Raw genomic sequence first — 19,277 nt, 5'->3', positions numbered from 1 at the left:
CAACCGAAAGGAATAACAATGGCAATCGACGTTTATCTGCAAATCGACGGTATCAAAGGCGAATCCGCCGATTCTACCCACAAGGACTGGATTGAGGTCTCGACCGTGCAATGGGAAGTGCTGCAGCCTAAGTCGGCTACCGCATCGACCGGCGGCGGCCACACTGCCGAACGCACCGAGCACAAGGACATCGTTGTCTCGAAGCTGGCCGACCTGGCTACTCCTCTGCTGCTGCAAACCTGCTCGTCGGGCAAAACCATTCCTAAGGCTAAGCTGGAATTCCTGCGCGCCGACGGCAATGGCGAGCGTATCAAGTACTTCGAAATCGAACTGGAAAATGTTCTGATCAGCAGCGTCGCACCAACCGTCAAGCAGGGCAACATCCTGACTGAAGACGTCGCGATCAAGTATTCGAAAGTGAAGTGGAAGTACACCCAACAAAAAGTTGGCGGCGGTTCGGGCGGTAACACGTCGGGTGGCTGGGATCTGTCGGCTAACAAGACCGCGTAATCGACTGACTGTTTGATGGGATACCGATGAAGGGTTTTACGCCGGGACTGTTTGACCGGCTGATGGATATGCCAGTCAACGGCGCCTCCAGCGGCACGGTATCGCGTTTGTCGATCGAGGACTTGAAGGACTCGGTCGCGCGCGATCTGGAAGCGCTCCTCAACACGCGCACCGTGATCCCGGAAGAGCTGCTGAAGCGGTATCCCGAATGCGGACGCTCGATCGTGACATACGGCTTGAATGACTTTGCCGGCTTGTCGCTGTCGAGCACCGACGATCGTGCTTTTATTTGCCGATGTCTTGAAAAAGCCATCGCGCGCCACGAGCCGCGCCTGCGCAATGTGCAGGCTTCGCTCGAACTGCGCGCTGACTCCATCAACCGCCTCAACTTCGCCATCACGGCGTTGCTGGTGGTGAGTTCGGCCCATGAACCGGTCAATTTTGACGCTGTGTTGCAGCCGTCCAGCCTGCACTACACCATAAGCAAGGCGCGCCGCGTGGCGCAATCGGGAGCCTGAGTTGGACCAATTATTACCGTATTACGAAAGGGAGCTGGGATTCCTGCGCCGCTATTCGCGCGAATTCTCCGAACGCTACCCCAAGATCGCCGGCCGGCTGTTGATCGGCGGCGAGGTGTGCGAAGATCCGCACATCGAACGCATGATCGAATCGTTCGCGCTGCTCAATTCGCGCATCGCCAAACGGCTCGACGACGACTATCCGGAATTTACCGAAGCACTGTTCGAGGTGCTGTATCCGCATTACCTGCGGCCGTTTCCATCGTGCTCGATCGCGCGCATGGACTTCAGCGGCGCCGCGGCGCAGCTCACCACCGCCAGCGAGATCCCGCGCGGCACGCAGCTGACTACGCGCCCGGTGCGCGGCGCCGTGTGCACTTTCCGCACCGCGTATCCGGTGACGGTCGCGCCGCTGGCGCTGACGCATGCGGCCTTCGCCGCCATCATCGATGCGCCGGAGGCGACGCGCACGCCACCCAATGCCACGTCCAGCATCAGCCTGACCATTTCCAGCACCTCGGCCCAGGTCGCGGTGCCGCAGCTTGGGCTGTCCAAGCTGCGCGTGTTCATCGACGGCGAGCCGTCCTTCTGTGCCGCGCTGCGCGATGCGCTGTTCATGCGCGGGGTGTGCGCCTATGCGGAAGCGGACGGTAATGGCCGCTGGATACCTCTGCACAAAATTCCGGTGTCTCCGGCCGGCTTTGACGAGGAAGAATCGCTGATCGATTTTTCGGCCCGTTCGCACGCGGCCTATCGCCTGCTGACCGAGTATTTCTGCTTCCCGGAGAAGTTCAATTTCTTCGACATCGACCTGCACGCGCTGGCCGGTGTGCTGCCTGTCGGTTGCAAGTCGGTCACGCTGCATCTGGCCTTGTCCGGCATGCGCACCGATTCCAACACCGCCCGCATGCTCGGCACGCTGAACATCAACAACGTTCTGCTGGGCTGCACGCCGGTGGTCAACCTGTTCCGCCAGCGCGGCGAGCCGATACGCCTGACCCACACCACCGCCAGCTATCCGGTGCTGGCCGATGCGCGCCGCGCGTTCGCGTACGAGGTGCAGTCCATCGATTCCGTGAAGCTGGTGCGGCAAACGCCGCAAGGCGAATCGGTGCTGGAGTTCCGGCCGTTCTACTCGCTGCGCCACGGCCAGACGCCGGAAAAGAATGGCCACTACTGGGTCATGCGGCGCGACGACATCATCGCCGAGAAAAGCCCCGGCTACGAAACGCAGATTTCCATCGTCGACATCGATTTCGATCCGGCCGAGGTGGAAACCGACACCCTTAGCCTGGAACTGAGCTGCACCAATCGCGACTTGCCGGCCTCGCTGAGTTACGGCCAGCGCGGCGGCGACCTGTTTCTGGAAGGCGGATCCAGCGTGCGCGCCATCAGCTTCCTGCGCAAGCCGACGTCCTCGCACCGCTTCGAGCGTGGACGCGGCGCGCACTGGCGCCTGATTTCACACCTGTCGCTGAACCATTTGTCGCTGTCGGACGGCGGCCTGGATGCCTTCCGCGAGATGCTGACGCTGTACGACCTGCCGCGTTCACCGTCGTCGCAGCGGCAGATCGGCGGCATCCTGGCGGTCTCGCACAAGGCGGCCAACACCTGGCTGCCCGGGAACCCGTTCGCCTGCCTGGTGCGCGGCATCGAGGTGCGCCTGACCATCGACGAGGAAGCCTTCGTCGGTAGCGGCATCCACGCGTTCGCCCACATCATCGAACGCTTCCTCGGCCTGTACGTGCACGCCAACAGCTTCACCCAACTGGTGATCGTATCGAATAAAACTGGAGAGGAGCTGTTGCGATGCACGCCACGAAGCGGCGATTTGAGCCTGCTGTAATCGAGCGGCTGTTCGCGCAGCCGTACCGGTTCGAGTATTTCCAGGCTGTGCGCATGCTGGAGCTGTGGCTCAAGCGCCATGGCGCGCCGGGCGAGGGCGCGGTCGCCAACTACCTGCGCTTCCAGAATTCGACCTCGCTCAATTTCCCGGCCAGCCAGCTGGAAGCGATGCAGCCGGAGCCACGCGAGGTGCCGACCGACGCCCGCGCGCTGGCGGAGGCGCTGCAATCGACGCAGCTGAAGTACATCCGCATCACCCCGGCCTTCATGGGCTTCCTGGGCAGCAGCGGCACGCTGCCTGCGCATTACACGGAACGCATCGCGGCGCACGCGCTGTACGAAAAGGACGACGGCCCGCGCGCCTTCCTGGATACCTTCTCCAATCGCGCGCTGGCCCTGTTCTACGAGGCCTGGCGCAAGTACCGGCTGGAGCTGAAGTACCAGGTCGACGGCAAGGATACCTTCCTGCCCTTGCTGCTGTCGCTGGCCGGCATGGGCAACGAGTCGCTGCGCCGGCGCCTGTCGGACCACGGCGACGGCGTGCTCGATGAGTCGATCGGCTACTTCGCCACCGCCATGCGCCAGCGTCCTGCATCGGCGGTGCAGATTGCGAAGGTGCTGTCGGAGTACTTCAACCAGAAGATCAAGGCCGAACAGTTCATCGGCTGCTGGTACGACGTGCCGCAAGAGCAGCAAACAGTGCTTGGCCTGGGTAACGCCATGCTGGGCGCGGGCGCAATGGCCGGCTCGCGCGTGTGGCAGCGCGACCTGCGACTGCGGTTGGTGATAGGCCCGCTGGACCTGGAAGGCTACGAATCCTTCCTGCCCGGCGGTAAAGCGGCGAAAGCTCTGGAAAGCATGTTGACCATGTTTACCGGCCTCTCGCTGGAGTACGAGGTGCAGCTGGTGCTGCGCGCTGCCGACGTGCAGGGGGCGCGGCTGGAAGATGATCGCGTCGGCGGACGCCTGGGGTGGGACAGCTTCCTTGTCACCGACGTCCAGACGCAAGACCGCGCCGATGTGCGCTATGAGATTCATACAGTATAAAAAATAAGGAACCATCATGAGCATCAACCTGAAAACACTGATCGGAAAACTGAACGACACCAGCCGCACGGCTGCCACCCGCGCCGCCAGCCTGTGCGTCTCGCTGGGGCAGTATGAGGTGGACATCGAACACCTGTTCCTGGCGCTGCTGGAGCAGCCCAAGAGCGATTTCGTTGTCATTGCGCGGCAGAGCGGCATCAGCGTCAGCATGCTGGAAGCCGATTTGCAGGCCGAGATCGCGCGCCTGAAGACGGGCAATTCCCGCACGCCGGTGTTCTCGGAACGTTTGCCCAAGCTGTTTGAGCATGCCTGGTTGATCGCCTCGCTGGACCTGCAAGCGGGCCAGCAGGCCAAAATCCGCAGCGGCCATTTGCTGCAGGCCTTGCTGACGGAGCCGGAGCTGGCGCAGCTGGCGTATCGCGGCTCCAAGCTGTTTGCAAAATTCGAAGTGGACCAGATCAAGCATAACCTGGACAAGCTGACCGCCGGTTCGGATGAAGCGGCAGCGGCGCAGCAGGGCGAGGGCGGCGAGCACGAAGAGCTGGACGGCGATCCGGTCGGCGACCTGTCGGCCAAGGCCGCGACCAAGACCCCGGCGCTGGACCAGTTCACCACCAACCTGACGCAGCGCGCGCGCGACGGCAAGGTCGATCCGGTGATCGGCCGCGACATGGAAATCCGCCAGGCCATCGACATCCTGATGCGCCGCCGTCAGAACAATCCTATCCTGACCGGCGAGGCCGGCGTCGGCAAGACCGCCGTGGTGGAAGGCCTGGCGCTGCGCATCGCGCTGAACGACGTGCCCGACGTGCTGAAGGGCGTGGAGATCCACACGCTGGATATGGGCCTGCTGCAAGCCGGCGCCAGCGTCAAGGGCGAGTTCGAGAACCGCCTGAAGAACGTCATCGACGAAGTGAAGAAAAGCCCGCACGCCATCATCCTGTTCATCGACGAAGCGCATACGATGATCGGCGCCGGTGGCCAGGCCGGCCAGAACGACGCGGCCAACCTGCTCAAGCCAGCGCTGGCGCGCGGCGAACTGCGCACCATCGCCGCCACCACCTGGGGCGAGTACAAGAAGTATTTTGAAAAAGACGCCGCATTGGCGCGCCGCTTCCAGGTCGTCAAGGTCGAGGAACCGAGCGAGGAGCTGGCTTGCGCCATGTTGCGCGGCATGGCACCGCTGATGGAAAAACATTTCGGCGTGCGCGTGTACGACGAGGCGATCACCGAGGCGGTGCGCCTGTCGCATCGCTACATCATGGGCCGCCAGCTGCCGGACAAAGCGATCAGCGTGCTCGATACCGCCTGCGCCAAGGTCGCGTTGGGCCAGAATGCCACGCCGGCATTGATCGAGAACCTGGCGCGCAAGCTGGAACGTATCGCTGCGGAATCGACATCGCTGCAACGCGAACAGAACACCGGTGGCTCCGCGCACGTTGCGCGACTGGCGGAACTGGAAGCAGGCCGCGTGGCCGCTGCCGCGCAGCACGCCGAGTTGTCCGCGCGCTGGGAGAAAGAGAAAGCGCTGACGGAGCAGATCAAGGCTGGCCGCGTAGTATTGGAAGCGGGGGGCGAGGGCGGTGCAGGCCAGGGCAAGGATTTGCAGGCGCTGCAAACGGAATTGAAGTCGCTGCAAGGCGAAACGCCGATGGTGCCGGTGCAGGTGGATGGCCACGTGGTGGCGGAGATTGTCGCCGGTTGGACCGGTATCCCGCTGGGGAAAATGGTCAAGGACGAGATCAAGACGGTGCTCAACCTGAAGCCGATGCTGGAACAGCGCGTGCTGGGTCAGCCGCACGCGATCGAAGCCGTGGCGCAGCGCGTACGCACTTCGCGCGCCAACCTGGATGATCCGAACAAGCCCAAGGGCGTGTTCCTGTTCGTCGGCCCATCTGGCATCGGCAAGACCGAAACCGCGCTGGCGCTAGCCGATGTGCTGTACGGCGGCGAGCGCAAACTCATCACCATCAACATGAGCGAATACCAGGAGGCGCACAGCGTCTCCGGCTTGAAAGGCTCGCCGCCGGGCTATGTGGGCTATGGCGAAGGCGGCGTGTTGACCGAGGCCGTGCGCCGCAATCCGTACAGCGTGGTGCTGCTGGATGAAGTGGAAAAGGCGCATCCGGACGTGATGGAATTGTTCTTCCAGGTGTTCGACAAGGGCGTGATGGACGATGCCGAAGGCCGCGAGATCGATTTCAAGAACACCATCATCATCCTGACGTCGAACGTGGCGTCGGCCGCGATGATGCAGGCTTGCCTGAACAAGACCGGCGACGAGCTGCCCGATCCTGCGGCGCTGGAGGAACTGATTCGTCCGCACCTGATGAAGCAGTTCAAACCGGCCTTCCTGGGCCGCCTGAAGGTGATACCGTACTATCCGATACCCGACGACGTGCTGGTGGAGATCATCAAGCTCAAACTGGGCAAGATCCAGCAGCGCATCAGCGTCAATCACAAGGCGGAGTTCAGCTACGACGAGGCACTGGTCGAAGCGGTGCTGGCACGCTGCACGGAAGTCGATTCCGGCGCGCGCAATGTCGACAATATCCTCAACGGCACGCTGCTGCCGGAGGTGGCCGAATCCGTGTTGACCAAGATGGCCGAAGGCGCCGCGATCAGCAAGATCAAGGTCAGCGCCAACAAGCAGGGCCAGTTTAAATATACCGTTAAATAAGGAGAATGATAACTATGAAGCGCCAAGCCACCATTGCGATCTTGATGTCCACGTTGATCCTGACCGCGTGCCACAAGAAGGACAAACAGGAAGAGGCGCCAGCCGCCGCTGCGCCCGCACCGGCAGCGGCGCCTGCTCCAGCGGCGCCGGCGCCAGCCGCCGGGCAAATGACCGAACAGCAGGAAGAGATGGCCAAGAAGCAGGCCTTGCTCGATTACGGCACGATGGAAGACAAGTACTTGAACGATCCGAAGGGACAGTGGGCGGCGACCGCGAAGGCCAGTTCGACTTTCGGCGACGACGATGGCAAGACGCCGTCGGACGTCAATGTGGCCAAGAATACCGCCGGTCCATCGGATGACCGCAGCTGGACCAACAACAACCAGGACAAGGGATTCGACTGGCTGGAGGTGAGCTACGCCAAGCCGGTCAACGCGACCGAGGTGCGGGTGATTATCCCCGGCGGCAACGGTGTGGAGGCGATGAACAAGGTGGAGTTGCAGGACACGGATGGCAAGTGGAACACCATCTGGTCCGGCATCAGCGAGGTAAAGCAGGATCGGCGTGGCAACCGCACCTGGTTCGTGCGCACCTTCGACAAGACTGCATATAAAGTCAAAGGCGTCAAGATCACGGTCGCCAACAACGTCCAGCACGGCTACAAGGAGATAGACGCCGTCCAGCTGGTCGGCGAATAGGGCTTGGAATAAGGCTTGGAATAAGGCTTAGTTGGGAGGCCGCACTCCCAACATCTCTTCGATGTGGGAGAGCGAGCCTTCGTCCTTGATGACGGACCGCAGCCAGGTGTGCAGGTCCTGCTCGCCGGCGGTGGCCGCCTTTTCGGCGAAGTAGGAGACCGGGCTATGCGGCTCGGTGTCGCGGAAGAATTTCGCCACCGCCCGCAGCTGCGCGATCGCGTGTGTACGATTGCGGATCGGGCCGGAGGCGCCTTCGCGCTGCTGTGGCGCCGCCGCGCCGTTGTCTGCGTGCGATGGCTGCTCATCGTTGGCCTCGTCGGCTTGCGCTTCGGCGCCACTGGATTTGGCCGCCGCCGGCATCACGTGCAGCATCGATTGCACGGCGTCGCGCGCGGCCGAGAAGCCCGGGCTGTCCTGGCCCAGCTTTGCGTCCGCCGCCTTCTCCAGTTGCAGCAAGGCGTCCATGCAGTACTGCGCATCGGCGACGAACTTGGCGCAGAACTGCGCTGGGTTGGAGCGCTTGGCCGCTTCCATGTCCGCCAGCTTGGGCGCGCCGGATTGATCGTCGCTGCCGGTAGCGCGCTTGCGGGCGTACTCGAAGTCGATGGTGGAGTAGGCCGTGTTGCGGCCTTCCGTCAGCGGCAGCTCGCGGATCAGCGTGCGGGTGCGCGCCAATATCCAGCTTAAGTTGCCGATGCGCTGGTCGTTGTCGCCGCCGTCCGCTTCCGGGTACAGGCCCATGTCCCAATACTGCTCGCACAGGCCCGCCAACAGGCGATAACCTTCGGCCAGGCCGCGCAGGTGATGCTGTTTGGCGGCAGCTTCGGTCAGCCACACGGCCAGGCGCAGGTCCTTGCTCTTTTCCGTCAAGAGCGCCGCGCAGCGCTTGACAACGAACTCCCAATCCGCCTCCTTCAATTCCGTCACCCATTCGCCTTGATCGAGCGATGGGTCGTCGTACTTGCGCGCCTGGCCGATGGCGTCCAGGTCGGACGAGAAGGACAGGTCTTCGCCCGATGGGCGGCTGTCGCTGATGGGGATTAATAACTGCTCTGCTGAAAACATGATGTCCTCTGATTGTTTATTGGGCCATGCGGAACTCGATGCGGCGGTTGCGCGCGCGTCCGTCCGCACTGTCGTTGCTGGCGATAGGCCGGTCGGGACCCTGGCCGCTGGCGGTCAGCAGGTCGCCATTCAGGCCGTGGCTGGCGAAGTAGGTCTTGACGGTCTCCGCGCGCGCCTGGCTCAGGCCCAGGTTGGTGGCGCGCAGGCCGGCGCTGTCGGTGTGGCCGATGATCTCGACCTTGCGACCTTTGAGCTTGAGCAGCGCCGCCAGCATCTCATCGAGTATGGCTTTGCCGGCCGGCGTCAGTGTCGCCTTGCCGCTTTCGAATTCGACGGTGCGGTTGGCCAGCGTGCTGTCCAGGATACCTTGGTCCGCCGCCGATACGCGCAGGCCGTTGTTGACGGTGTAGGTCGGATTGAGGCTGGTGGCGACGGTGCTGGCGATGCGCTGGCGCACCGACTCGTTGGCTACTTCGCCGCGCAGGCTGACGTTGCTGCCGTCGATTTTCAGCTGGCCGCGGCTGATCTGCTTCAGGTCCGCGGTGATCAGCTTTTGTACGTAGCCGTTCCAGTTGGCCGGCATGGCGACCGGGCCGATGGCGATCTGGTCGACCACCTTGTCGGCGCCGTAGACTTCGCGCAGCTTGGCCAGTACTGCGGCCTTGCTGCCTTCGTCCGGCACGGTGCCGCTGGCCAGTACCTGGCCAGGTTCCGGTGCGGCGGGCGCCAGGCCTGGGGTCTGGGCGCTGGCGCCGGCGGCGGCGAGCGCGCACACGGCGGCCAGCAGGGCGTTGGCGATGGTTTGGTTGGTGCGCATGGTCAGGTTCCGATAAACGCCGCGCCGACGGAATCCAGCGCGGACTTGAGTGACAGGTTGGCTTGCGCCAGGTAGGTGGACAGCTTCTTGATGCCGTAGTCGGAGTCGATCTGCTCCTCCACCCAATCCAGCTGTTCGAAGTCGATGTGGTGCTCCAGCGCCGTTTGCGGATCCATGATCGCGCGCAGCGTCTGCGCCGAGGCGCCGCTGAAACCCAGCACCAGCGAGGGCCGCTGCGCGATGCGGGTGACGAACAGCGCCAGTTCGAAATCGGCGCGCGCGAGGAATGGCGTAATCAGGTGCATCCAGAAGGCGGCGACCAGGTTGCGGTACATCGGATCGGTCGGCAACGGCAGCAGCAGGCTTTTCTCCAGGCGGCTGGAGCTGGTGGCCATGACCGGTTGCAGCAGCATGCCCAGGGCCAGCAGGATCTGCCTCACCGAGCCATGGAAGCCGGTCTGCGCCAGCATGGTGTCGAGCGCGCCCACGGTTTGCAGCTCGAGGAAGTCTTCGAAGGCGGCATCGTAGGCGGCTGCGCGCAGATCGAGCTCGATCATGTGGTTGGCGGCGCTTTGCAGCGGCAGTGTGGGGTCGCCCGCTTCGCGCACGCCGTTGGTCAGCGTTTCGAGACGGTTCCAGAGGCGAGTCAGCACCAGCGGGGAGTTCTCCACGAAGGCGGTCGGCTCGGCCACTTCCATCGCGCCCATCATCAGGAACGGGTAGCGGCGGCTGGACTGGTCGCTGCTGGCGACGATGTGGCCGGCGATGGCGTGCCGGCGGCGCGGCCCGACAAAGGCGAAGTGCAACGGCGCGACGGCGTCGTAGTTCAGTTTCCAGCGGGCGTCGGTGCTCATCAGGTCCATCGCTTGCGACAGCCAGTCGTCCAGCACCTTGATCAGTGCAGGGCTGTCGCTGCCTTTGACGAAATCGCCCCGGCTTGGGATCTTGCCGAAGTAGCCGACGCTGATCGGCGTGGCGCCGCGGCTCATTGAACGGCTCCCGAGGTGGCGGCGGCGGTGCGCGACGGCGCGGCCGGCGGCTTGGGCGCAGGCGTTCCCGCCGGTGCGGCAGGAGCCGCCGGGCCGGCAGGAGCGACCGGCGCAGCCGGTGCGGCGGCTGGCGCCGGGAGCTGGCCGGCGGCGATGATCGATTCCGGCAGGCGCAGGCGCTTGAAGCCTTGCGCCGCTTGCACCGGTTGCGGCGCCGGGGCCTGCGTGGTGGTGACGATCTTCAGGTTGGCGGTGACGACCACGCCGGCGTTGTCCCAGCTCAGTTCAAACACGCCATTGTCCTTGCGCTTGCGTTTGGCGGCGTCGATCATTTTCTTCAGGCCGAAGTGGCCTGGTTCGCTCAGCAGGCTGACAGAGCGGCCTTCCGGCGTGATCGCGGTGATTTTCGAACCAGGAACGCCTTGCGGATTCGGCCAGGCCATGTGCACCCAAGGCTGCGGCTGGCCGCGCCAGCGCAGCGACTGGCCGTCGATCTCGATGGTGAACTCGGTCGCACCGACTGCGCCTAGCGCCTGCAAGTCGAACATGGTCTGCGCTTCGCCGCCGCTGGATGCCGCTGTGTTGGCGACGCCTGCCGCCGACAGCGGCGCGATCCAGTTGGGGAAGGCCGCCACCACTGGCGGCGCCAGGTTGACGCCCATGTCGGCCCAGGTCTTGGCGCTCAGCGAATCGCCGCGACGCACGACCAACGGTCCGATGGTGGTGTTGAAGAACTTGGCGATGGCGCCGTCCGGCCCGAAGATCTCGCCGATTTCGGCGTTGGTGGCTTCCGCGCGCGATTCGGTCGCGAACGGATATTTCAGGGCCAGGTTCTTGCTGAACGGTTGCAGCACTTGTGCGGCCCATACCTTGTTGATTTCGGTCTCGGTCGGTTTGACGATGACGGCGAAGGTCTGCATCAGCGGACGCACCAGCAGCGGGCGGATCGCCAGTTTCTGCGCATCAGTCATCCCGGTCAGCATTTGCTCGTCGACGTATTTGAGGGCGTCGGCCAGCTCGGAACCGGTGCCGTCCAACGTTTGCTGCATCAGCTGCTTGGCGCCCGGGCCTGGATCGCCCTGGTTCTTGATCTGGTTGAAACGGGTGCGCAGCTTGGACATTTGCTCCATGTAGCCGCGCATCAGCGATGCATCCTTGTCCTTGGTGACCACCAGGCGGGCGACGCCGGAGAACTCGCGGCCGACAGGACCCAGCGGCAGCGCGGCGTTCTGCACGTTGCCGGAGCTGCTGACGTTGATGTTGAGCTGCGACGGCTTCTGGCGCAGGATGGTCTCGCGGAACCAGCCGGACACGCCGCGTTGTGCGCGTTGCAGGCCGGCGTCCAGCAGCGACGGGTTATCCCACGAGGTTTGTTCGTAGACCGTGGTGACCAGCTTGTTGAGCGGCGAGGTTTGCGGATCGCCCAAGCGGTTCATCGCGGCGGCGGCGTTGTCGAAGCCTTGCAGGTCGCGGATGGTGACGCCTTGAAGGAACTTCTCCCATTCCTTGGCGTAGTCGTTCTTGTACAGTTCCACCAGCGATTTCTGGATTTGTTCCGGGCTGCCTTCCAGCGTCAGGTCGTCCTTGGAGGAGGTCTTCAGCACCCAGTCGGCGCTTTGCATTTCGCGGTTGGCCGCGTCGCGGAAGGCGTCCTGCACGAAGCCTTCCCACGCCTGGCGCGTGAAGCTGCCGGGAATGGCGTAGCTGCCCAGTACCAGTTCCTTGTCCTGGTCGCCGACGATACGGGCCACGGTCATCGATGGGAAGCGGGTCGCGGCGCGGGCCTTGACGTCGGCGTAGACGCGCTCACGCGCCGGCATGCCGCGCACCACGCGGCGCAGGTTGTCGCGGGTCTGGTCGACCAGCGCCAGTTTGCCGTCGATCTGCGGCCACGACGTGTCGTTGATCTGCGCCAGGTAGAAGGAGATCATGCGTTCGGCGCTGCGTATCATCTGCTCGCGCGGCATGGCGCCACGGTTCCCGTCCAGCCATACGCGCCAGAAGCGGGTCAGCTGGTCGTTCAGGTGGCCGGCTTCGGCGCGCGATTTATCGCTCAGCATCAGGTAGGTTTTCAGCGCATTGTAGGCGTCTTCCGCGTTGGCGGGCGAAGCGTCCTTGAACTGGGTGGCGCCGTTGTTGACCGGGGCTGCGGAAGCGTTGGCGTCGGCTGCCGCGCCGCCGGCTGCGGCGGTGACCGCAGCTGTCACCGGCTTGACCATCGGCTGCAGCTGTGCGGCGCCGCTGTTGACTTCCGCGAGGAAGGCTTCCAGCGACTGGCCTACTGGCTTCAGCATCACCTCACGCACGCCGGCGAAGTATTCCTCGCGCAGTTTGCGGTCCAGCAGGTCGCCCTGGTACAGGCCCAGACCCAGCGACAGCGGGCGGTGTTCATGGTAGTTGTCCAGCTGCTCGATCCGGTCTTGCAGGATCTCCAGCGCCTGGAAGCGCGATTGCAGGTCCATGCGGCTCTGCTGCACCTTGATGGCCTGGTCCAGGTCCGCCTGGACGTTGGCGACCAGCTGACGGTTGTTCATGTACGACCAGCTCCAGCCGGCCAGCGCCAGGCCGACGAAGGCGGTGGCGGCGAAGAAGGCGGCGTAGCGCATGCGCGTCTTGGCCGGGCTGGCGTATTGCGCGACCAGGTCCTTGTCCGCGAAGATCACTTTGCGGAACAGGTTAAGCAGGAAGTAGCCTTGCTGTTGATGGGTTTCTTCATGTTCCTTCGGTTGCAGCTTCAGGTCGAAGCGCTGCGCCACGCGGTGCGAGGAAGCGGACACCGATTCGCCTTCCTGCAAGGCGCTGGTGAAGTAGAAGCCACGGAACACGGGCTTGAACTGGAACGGGTTTTCTTCAAACAGCGTGGCGATGAAGGCGCGCAGCGACGGTTTGATCGAGCTGAATTCCAGCGGGAAGGTGAACACGCCGGACGGCATGCGCTCGCGCCACTGCAACGCCATATTGGCCTGGCTCAGGTCTTTCAGGCCGTCGTACAGTTCATCGAAACGGGCGTCGAACTGGTCGAGTATCTGCTCGCTGCTGGTGGACTGGCTGTAGGGCAGGGTGGCGCCCCAGATTTTATCGCGCTCGCCGCGTTCGGCGTCCTGGAAGAATTCGTTGAAGCCGGTGATCAGGTCGGCCTTGGTGAAGACCACGTACACCGGGGCGTACACTTCGAGGCGTTCGGTCAGTTCCTGCACGCGCTGGCGCAGGTTCTTGGCCAGGTTGATGGCGAACTCCGGACGGTTGCGCGTCAACTCGGCGATGCTGACGGCGATGATGACGCCGTTGATCGGCGCCTTCTTGCGGTATTTTTTCAGCAGGTCCAGGAAACCGAACCACTCGCCGCGATCTTCGTCGACGACCGAGTAGCGGCCGGCGGTGTCGAGCAGGATGCCGTCGGTGGTGAAGAACCAGTCGCAGTTACGGGTACCGCCCACGCCTTGCACGATTTTGGTGTCGGCGAACGGGAACTGCAGGCCGGAGCTGGCGATGGCCGTGCTCTTGCCGGCCGCCGGATTGCCGATCACCATATACCACGGCAGTTCGTACAGCGCTGCGTTGCCGGAGAACTGGCCGATCTTCGAGCCCTTGATGGTGGAGATGGCGTCCAGCAGGCGTTTGCGGATCACGTCCGTTTCCTGGCGCTGGGCCGGATCGGGCTTGGCGGGCGTCTTGTTGACCTGCTGTTCCAGCATGTCGCCCAGCTGCGCGGCCGCGCGCTGGCGGCGCTGACGGCGCCACAGCCAGACGATGGCGCCGAACAGCAGTGCGATCGCCAGCACGGTCCAGGCGACGCTGGCCGGCCACTCGAAGATGGCGGCGGCGATCAGCAAACAGGCGGCGAATGCCAGCCAGCCGATCACGATCAGGCTGTTGCGGGTCGTCAGGAATTGCCAGGTTTTTTGCATCATGATTGGGGCTCTAGAAAAATTCGTCAAAATCAAACAGGTACGGCAACGGCGGGGCCGATCACGGCGACATCGCGCCGGAACGGGTCAAGATTACTGATGCACAGGATGGCGGCATTGCGGTTCTCGGCTTCCTGCCGCGCCAAGGCCAGCGCGGTCAACCAGGTGACGCCGCCGCAGCTGCCGCAGCTGGCGCCGACGCTGAGCACATCGACGCCGGGATCGAGTTGCGGCGTCGATGCCGATACCACGCCCATCAACTCCATGACGCGGCTGGTGCGGTGGTCGGTGTCGGCGGTGACCAGGGCGATGGACGATGCTTCGCGGCCGGCGCCGTGCAGCGCCTTGGTGCTGAGTTCTTGCAGCAGGTCTGCGCTGGAGCGCTTGGATGCATCGGCGGAGTGCGGCAGCTGACCGCTGCTCACGGCCAGCAGTTGCGGCAGCTCGGCGCCGAACGCCAGCAGCCTGGCTTGGGCGGCGTCGGCCAGCAGCAGGCCGGCCGCGCCTTCGCCGGGAATGCGGCCTTGCGGGTGATTGGTGCTGAATAGCGCGGTGGCGTTGTCCATGCGTTCGACGCTGTCGGCGCCGATGTGGGAGCCGCAGGCCACGACCAGGGCCAGCGCCGGCGGTTCGTTCGACAGCAGCCGTGCCAGCACGGCGCCAGCCTCGGTATCGGCCGCGCCGCGCTCGGGGGCGACGGTGATGCGGTCGTCCGGCCATCCCGCCTGGATCGCCAGGTGGCGGAACCACTGCACGGCGGCCTGGCGCTGTTCGGGCTTCCATTCGGGCGGCCACACGGGATGGAGTTGCAGCACCGGCAGCGGCGACGGCTGGCGTTGCGCGATATGGCCGGCGTGGGCTTCCAGCAGGGTGTGGCCGGCAAGATGGCCGGACAATTCGTTCACCACTTCGCTGCCAGCGCTCAGCGCGCGCCATTGTTCGTCGCTGAAGTGCTGGGCCAGTGCGTTGGCGGTCAGCCAGTCCGACATGTCCGCGCGCAGCGCTTCGGCATCGAGGTCGGCGATGCGGGCGCTCATGATCGGGTAACCATAGGCGTCGATGAGTTCCGGGTCCAGCGCGGGGCGCGGGTTGTCGCCGGCCAGCGCGGCGCTCAATTCAGCGGGCGACATGCCGTGCGGCGCGCGCACGGCGGCGGCCACCAGCGACAGCGACGGTCCGCGTGCAGGTTCTGCCGGTGCTGCGTCCTGCGCGGCGGCATCGCCGCTTGCGGCACCGGCGACGGCGGGCGCACTGACGGCGCGATAGATTTTTCGGCCCAGCCAGAATACGGCCAGCAACGCCAGCGGCAGCACCAGCAGGTACAGCACCAGATCGTCGGTTGCCGGCACGCGGTTGTTCGCGCGCCAGTACCAGACGGCGCCCATCCAGCTGGCGCCGATCGCCAGGATCGCTATCATCAAATTTTTAAGCCATGCCGCCATGTTTGCCCGTACCTTATCGTTTCATCACACCGGGCATACGCAGTTCCGTGTGCCCGAAGTCCATCATCTTCCAACGTCCGCCCCAGGTGAGCCCCAGCGACTCGGCCACTTCGCCGTAGAGCTGATAGCCGCGCATGGCCCACGGATCTTTTTCCGAGATCACCAGCTTGCCGTCGCGCAGAAACGCGCAGTCGGCGGCCAGGCCGTATTGGTGCCAGCTCTGGAACGCCGCCGCGTTGGTGACGTTCGGTCCCATCGCGGCCAGCTTGTTCTGGCGTTCCGGGCTGCGGTAGCCTTCCAGGATCGCCATATCGTAGCCGTGCTTCTCCTTCATGATCTTGAAGGCCATCAGCAGCCGTTGTGCGTAGGCGGCGTCCATCAAGGCCCAGTCGCGGCTCGCGGAGACCAGCATCGGCCGTTCCAGCGCTACTTCGGCCGCGGCGAACACCAGCGGCGGCAGCGCTTGCGGCGGCACCAGTTGTTCGCCTTGCAGCAGATCGGCGACCTGGGTGTTGACTTCCCGGGTCGAGGTTTCGAAGCCGCTCAACGTGCTTTTGGAACTCATCAGCAGCGCCAGCAGCGGTGGCACGCAGATCAGCGCCGCGCCGCCCAGGCACAACACATAGTGCTGGCGCACGAACGCGCCGACTTCGCCGGCCGAGGCGCGTCCGGTGCTGCCGAGCGCGCTGGCGTCCTGCTGGCGGCGCTGGGCGATCTGACCCATGCGCTGTTGCAGCCGCTGGCCGGCGCCGGTCAGCGCGTTGAGCACGAATTCGCGTCCGGCCGGGAACAGGACCATCCAGCTGATCAAGCAGGCAAGTACGAAATAGAGTGCGATTGCCAGTATCAGCACGACTGTTCCTCTCCAGCATAAAGTTGCATTAATAGTGTCCTTAAAGCATTGCTTTGAGTATATCTTACAGTTATGACAATCCAGCGCACGATTGAAATCACCCTATGAAACGGCGAAAATCCGCAGTGCGCACGGTTGACTTCGTAAGATGCGTCGCGTTTTCCTTGAATCGCGTAAAGTAATGCGAAATTAACAAGGAGTACATTTTGCAACGTCAAGACGATCGCCCTTCAAAGGGAGGCAGGCCCAGTCTTCTTTCCTCGGAACAGCAAGCGGAGGCGGAGCGCCAGCGCATTCTGAGCACGTTGGACAACAAACCGGCTGCGCCGGTGGGCGCCGTGGCGCGCACCCCGGGCAAGCGTCCTGGTGGTTTGATGCTGTGGGGCACGTTAGGTGTCGGCGTGCTGGCGGTGGCGGGCGGCGCGCTGGCCTGGATGAACAATACGCCGGACGAGGACAGCGTGCCGGTCGCGCTGGCCGCTGCGCCGATCAAGCCGGTGGCCGTTGCGGCTGCATCGGCCGAGTCCGAAGTGTCGACCGCGGCGATATTGGAGGAGGCGCCCGTCGTGGCCCCGGTGTCCGAGAAGTTGCCGTCGCTGAAGGAAATGCTTGCCGCACCGGCCAAGCCCAAGGCCGGCCCCGACGAGCTGATGCGGGCATTGGAACGGCCGCAACCGAAGGCGCAGCAGTTGGCCAAGGCTGAGCACAAGCCCGAGCACAAGCCCGAACGCAAGGCCGAGCACAAGCCCGACCACAAAGCCGACAACGTCAAGCTGGCCCAGAAAGCGGCGCCGGCCAAGGACAAGCCGGCGGCCAAGCAGCCGGACAACGATGTCACGCTGATCACCGCCTTGATGGCACATTTGCAGACCCGTCCGCCGGTCAAGAAGACCAGCACGCCTGCCGAGCAGCTCAAGACCTGCAAGCAGTACAACGCCGCCGGCGAAGAGCAGTGCCGCGCGCGTCTGTGCGCAGCCGACGCCAAGAAAGAGCCGGAATGTAAGGCTGCTCCCGGCGCAAAAAACGCATCGAACTCATGAGTGTCGCCTTACTGGAACAAGTCACCACCGCCTTGGCGCAGTTCTCCAGCGCCACGCGGCTGTACGCACTGAAGCTGGATAACGACGACGCCGACCTGGGCGCCGGCGGTTTGCTGGTGGAAGCTTTTTCCGCCGACGACGTGGTGCAGGGCACGGGCGCGCGCGACATCATCGTGCTGTCGACCAACGCCCACGTCGAACTGGCGCCATTGCTGGGCAAGCCGGCCAGCCTCGAGGTGAGCCTGGTGGACGGCAGTCGCACGACCTTCAGCGGCGACATCACGCAGGCGGCGATGCTGGGCAGCGAAGGCGGCCTGGCGCGATTCCGCTTGCGCTTGACGCCGTGGTTGTGGCGTTTGAGCCAGGTACGCAACAGCCGCGTATGGCAGGACAAGACGGTGGTCGAGATCGTTGAATCGGTCTTTGAAAATTATCAGCCGCTGGCGCAATGGCGCTGGAGCGCAGAGGTCGACAGCTTCCTGGCCGAGGTGCCGGCGCGTAGCTATTGCTGCCAGTACCGTGAATCGGACTACGACTTCGTGCTGCGCCTGTTGACCGAGGAGGGCCTGGTTTGGCGCTTCGAGGAAAGCGAGGACGGCCTGTGCCTGGTGCTGTTCGCCGACAGTAGCCAGCTCAGCGCGGTGCCCGAGGACGCCAGCAGCGAGGCCGGCGGCGGTATCCGCTTCCATGGCGTGCGCGCCGGCGAGCAGCAAGACACCATCCAGGCCTTGCAGGCGAGGCGTAGCGTGTCGGCCACGCTGACCACCTTGCTCAGCTACGATTACAAGTCCAAGAAAGCCGTCAGCGCTAGTGCGCCGGCCATGCGGCAGTACGAAAAATTGCCGGCGCTGGAGAGCTTCGACGCGCCCGGCCAATACGCCTATGCAGACGGCGGTCTGGCGCAGCATTACGCCGAGTTGCAAATGCAGGGACGGGAAGCGCGCAGCCAGCTGTGGCGCGGCCGCTCGACGGTGCGCACCTTGGCCGCAGGGCGGCGCGTGAATGTCACGCAGGGGCCGCTGGCTGCCGCCGAGGGCGCTGCTGTGCCGGCCTACACCGTGTTGCGTGTGACCAGCGTCGGTGTCAACAACCTGCCGTCGCCGGCCCAGCAGGGTTTGGCTGAGCTGTTTGGCCCCATTCCGGAATTGCTGGAGGAATTGGCGCCGCAACGCGATGCCGATTTTGCACTGGTGATCGATCAGGCGCGGAAGACCGGCTATGCCAACAGTTTTGAGGCGGTCGCAGCGGACGTGATCTGGCGTCCGCAACTGCCGGACAGCGATGGCCGCAATCATCCGAAGCCGACCGCATCGGGTGCGCAGAGCGCGATCGTCATCGGCGCGGACGGTCTGGACCAGCCGGCCGGCGCCGATGAACTGCATTGCGATGCGCTGGGCCGCGTGCGCATCCGTTATCACTGGCAGGATAGCGGCGACGCCACTTGCTGGGTACGCGTGGCGCAGCGTTCGGCCGGCGGCGGTATGGGCAGCCAGTTCCTGCCGCGCGTGGGGCAGGAAGTATTGGTGCAGTTCATTGAGAACGATATCGACCGTCCCATCATCCTCGGCGCCTTGTACAACGGCCAAGGCGAGGGCGGTGTGGCGCCAACGCCGGCGGGACAGGCGGCCGGCGACAGCCAGGCTGCGCTGTTCAATCCGGCCAGCGATCATGCGCCTTCCGCGCAGGGTAATCTGGCGGCGGGCAACAGCCCCCTGTGGCATGGCGCTTCTGCTGATACCGCCGGCCATGGCAACGCGGCGGCGCAGTGGGGCGTGCGCAGCAAGGAGTTTGGCGCGTCTGGCTACAACCAGCTGCTGTTCGACGATACCGATGCGCAGGGACGCGTGCAGCTGCGCTCAACGCAT

At 64.3% G+C, this 19,277-nt stretch carries 14 protein-coding genes; 8 read left to right on the top strand and 6 right to left on the bottom strand.

Annotation, left to right across the window (positions count from 1 at the left end):
• Window positions 1-18 precede the first annotated feature (18 nt).
• From RUGAMON1_RS24665 to RUGAMON1_RS24640, 6 genes are read left to right on the top strand one after another with little or no spacing between them, the layout of a single operon-like run.
• Window positions 19-510 carry an Hcp family type VI secretion system effector gene (locus RUGAMON1_RS24665; protein WP_444843881.1) on the top strand — a complete coding sequence of 164 codons (492 nt, stop codon included), beginning with the start codon at window positions 19-21 and terminating at the stop codon, window positions 508-510.
• A gap of 26 nt (window positions 511-536) precedes the next feature.
• Entirely contained in the window at window positions 537-1,028 is a 492-nt protein-coding gene (gene tssE, locus RUGAMON1_RS24660) for a type VI secretion system baseplate subunit TssE (protein ID WP_020702961.1), read from the top strand.
• A 1-nt stretch (window position 1,029) separates the two neighbouring features.
• Window positions 1,030-2,874 (top strand): type VI secretion system baseplate subunit TssF, encoded by a 1,845-nt coding sequence (gene tssF / locus RUGAMON1_RS24655; RefSeq protein WP_445232999.1) that lies wholly within the window; start codon window positions 1,030-1,032, stop codon window positions 2,872-2,874.
• On the top strand, window positions 2,838-3,920 hold the full coding sequence (gene tssG, locus RUGAMON1_RS24650; RefSeq protein ID WP_445232998.1) for a type VI secretion system baseplate subunit TssG: 1,083 nt from the start codon (window positions 2,838-2,840) through the stop codon (window positions 3,918-3,920). Before tssF ends, tssG begins: the two co-directional genes overlap by 37 nt.
• 16 nt (window positions 3,921-3,936) lie before the next feature.
• On the top strand, window positions 3,937-6,600 hold the full coding sequence (tssH, locus tag RUGAMON1_RS24645; protein WP_445232997.1) for a type VI secretion system ATPase TssH: 2,664 nt from the start codon (window positions 3,937-3,939) through the stop codon (window positions 6,598-6,600).
• Between the two features lie 14 nt (window positions 6,601-6,614).
• Window positions 6,615-7,298 carry a hypothetical protein gene (locus RUGAMON1_RS24640; RefSeq protein WP_445232996.1) on the top strand — a complete coding sequence of 228 codons (684 nt, stop codon included), beginning with the start codon at window positions 6,615-6,617 and terminating at the stop codon, window positions 7,296-7,298.
• Window positions 7,299-7,325: 27 nt separating this feature from the next.
• On the opposite strand, the gene tssA is transcribed toward RUGAMON1_RS24640, so the two are convergent.
• From tssA to RUGAMON1_RS24610, 6 genes are read right to left on the bottom strand one after another with little or no spacing between them, the layout of a single operon-like run.
• The gene (tssA, locus tag RUGAMON1_RS24635; RefSeq protein ID WP_445232995.1) at window positions 7,326-8,363 is read right to left on the bottom strand and encodes a type VI secretion system protein TssA; all 1,038 of its coding nucleotides are present in this window, start codon (window positions 8,361-8,363) and stop codon (window positions 7,326-7,328) included.
• A gap of 16 nt (window positions 8,364-8,379) precedes the next feature.
• Complete coding sequence (locus RUGAMON1_RS24630) at window positions 8,380-9,180, bottom strand: OmpA family protein (protein ID WP_445232994.1); 801 nt, start codon at window positions 9,178-9,180, stop codon at window positions 8,380-8,382.
• Window positions 9,181-9,182: 2 nt separating this feature from the next.
• Window positions 9,183-10,169 carry a type VI secretion system-associated protein TagF gene (gene tagF, locus RUGAMON1_RS24625; RefSeq protein ID WP_445232993.1) on the bottom strand — a complete coding sequence of 329 codons (987 nt, stop codon included), beginning with the start codon at window positions 10,167-10,169 and terminating at the stop codon, window positions 9,183-9,185.
• Window positions 10,166-14,077, bottom strand: a complete 3,912-nt coding sequence (tssM, locus tag RUGAMON1_RS24620; RefSeq protein ID WP_445233152.1) for a type VI secretion system membrane subunit TssM — start codon at window positions 14,075-14,077, stop codon at window positions 10,166-10,168. Before tssM ends, tagF begins: the two co-directional genes overlap by 4 nt.
• Window positions 14,078-14,109: 32 nt before the next feature.
• Window positions 14,110-15,495, bottom strand: a complete 1,386-nt coding sequence (locus tag RUGAMON1_RS24615; RefSeq protein ID WP_445232992.1) for a hypothetical protein — start codon at window positions 15,493-15,495, stop codon at window positions 14,110-14,112.
• Window positions 15,496-15,532: 37 nt separating this feature from the next.
• Window positions 15,533-16,372: a M15 family metallopeptidase gene (locus RUGAMON1_RS24610; RefSeq protein ID WP_445232991.1), complete on the bottom strand. Its 840-nt coding sequence runs from the start codon at window positions 16,370-16,372 to the stop codon at window positions 15,533-15,535.
• A gap of 305 nt (window positions 16,373-16,677) precedes the next feature.
• Here RUGAMON1_RS24610 and RUGAMON1_RS24605 point away from each other — a divergent pair, with 305 nt between their 5' ends.
• Entirely contained in the window at window positions 16,678-17,412 is a 735-nt protein-coding gene (locus RUGAMON1_RS24605) for a hypothetical protein (RefSeq protein WP_445232990.1), read from the top strand.
• Window positions 17,409-19,277 (top strand): type VI secretion system Vgr family protein (locus tag RUGAMON1_RS24600; protein ID WP_445232989.1); only part of this gene is annotated, 1,869 nt, incomplete at its 3' end. The genes RUGAMON1_RS24605 and RUGAMON1_RS24600, both read left to right, overlap by 4 nt.

Origin of the sequence: Duganella rhizosphaerae, assembly GCF_040364205.1 — a bacterium.
GTDB lineage: Bacteria > Pseudomonadota > Gammaproteobacteria > Burkholderiales > Burkholderiaceae_D > Rugamonas > Rugamonas rhizosphaerae.
Note: the sequence above shows the minus strand (reverse complement) of the source record. Positions and strands in the feature narration are given on the sequence as shown.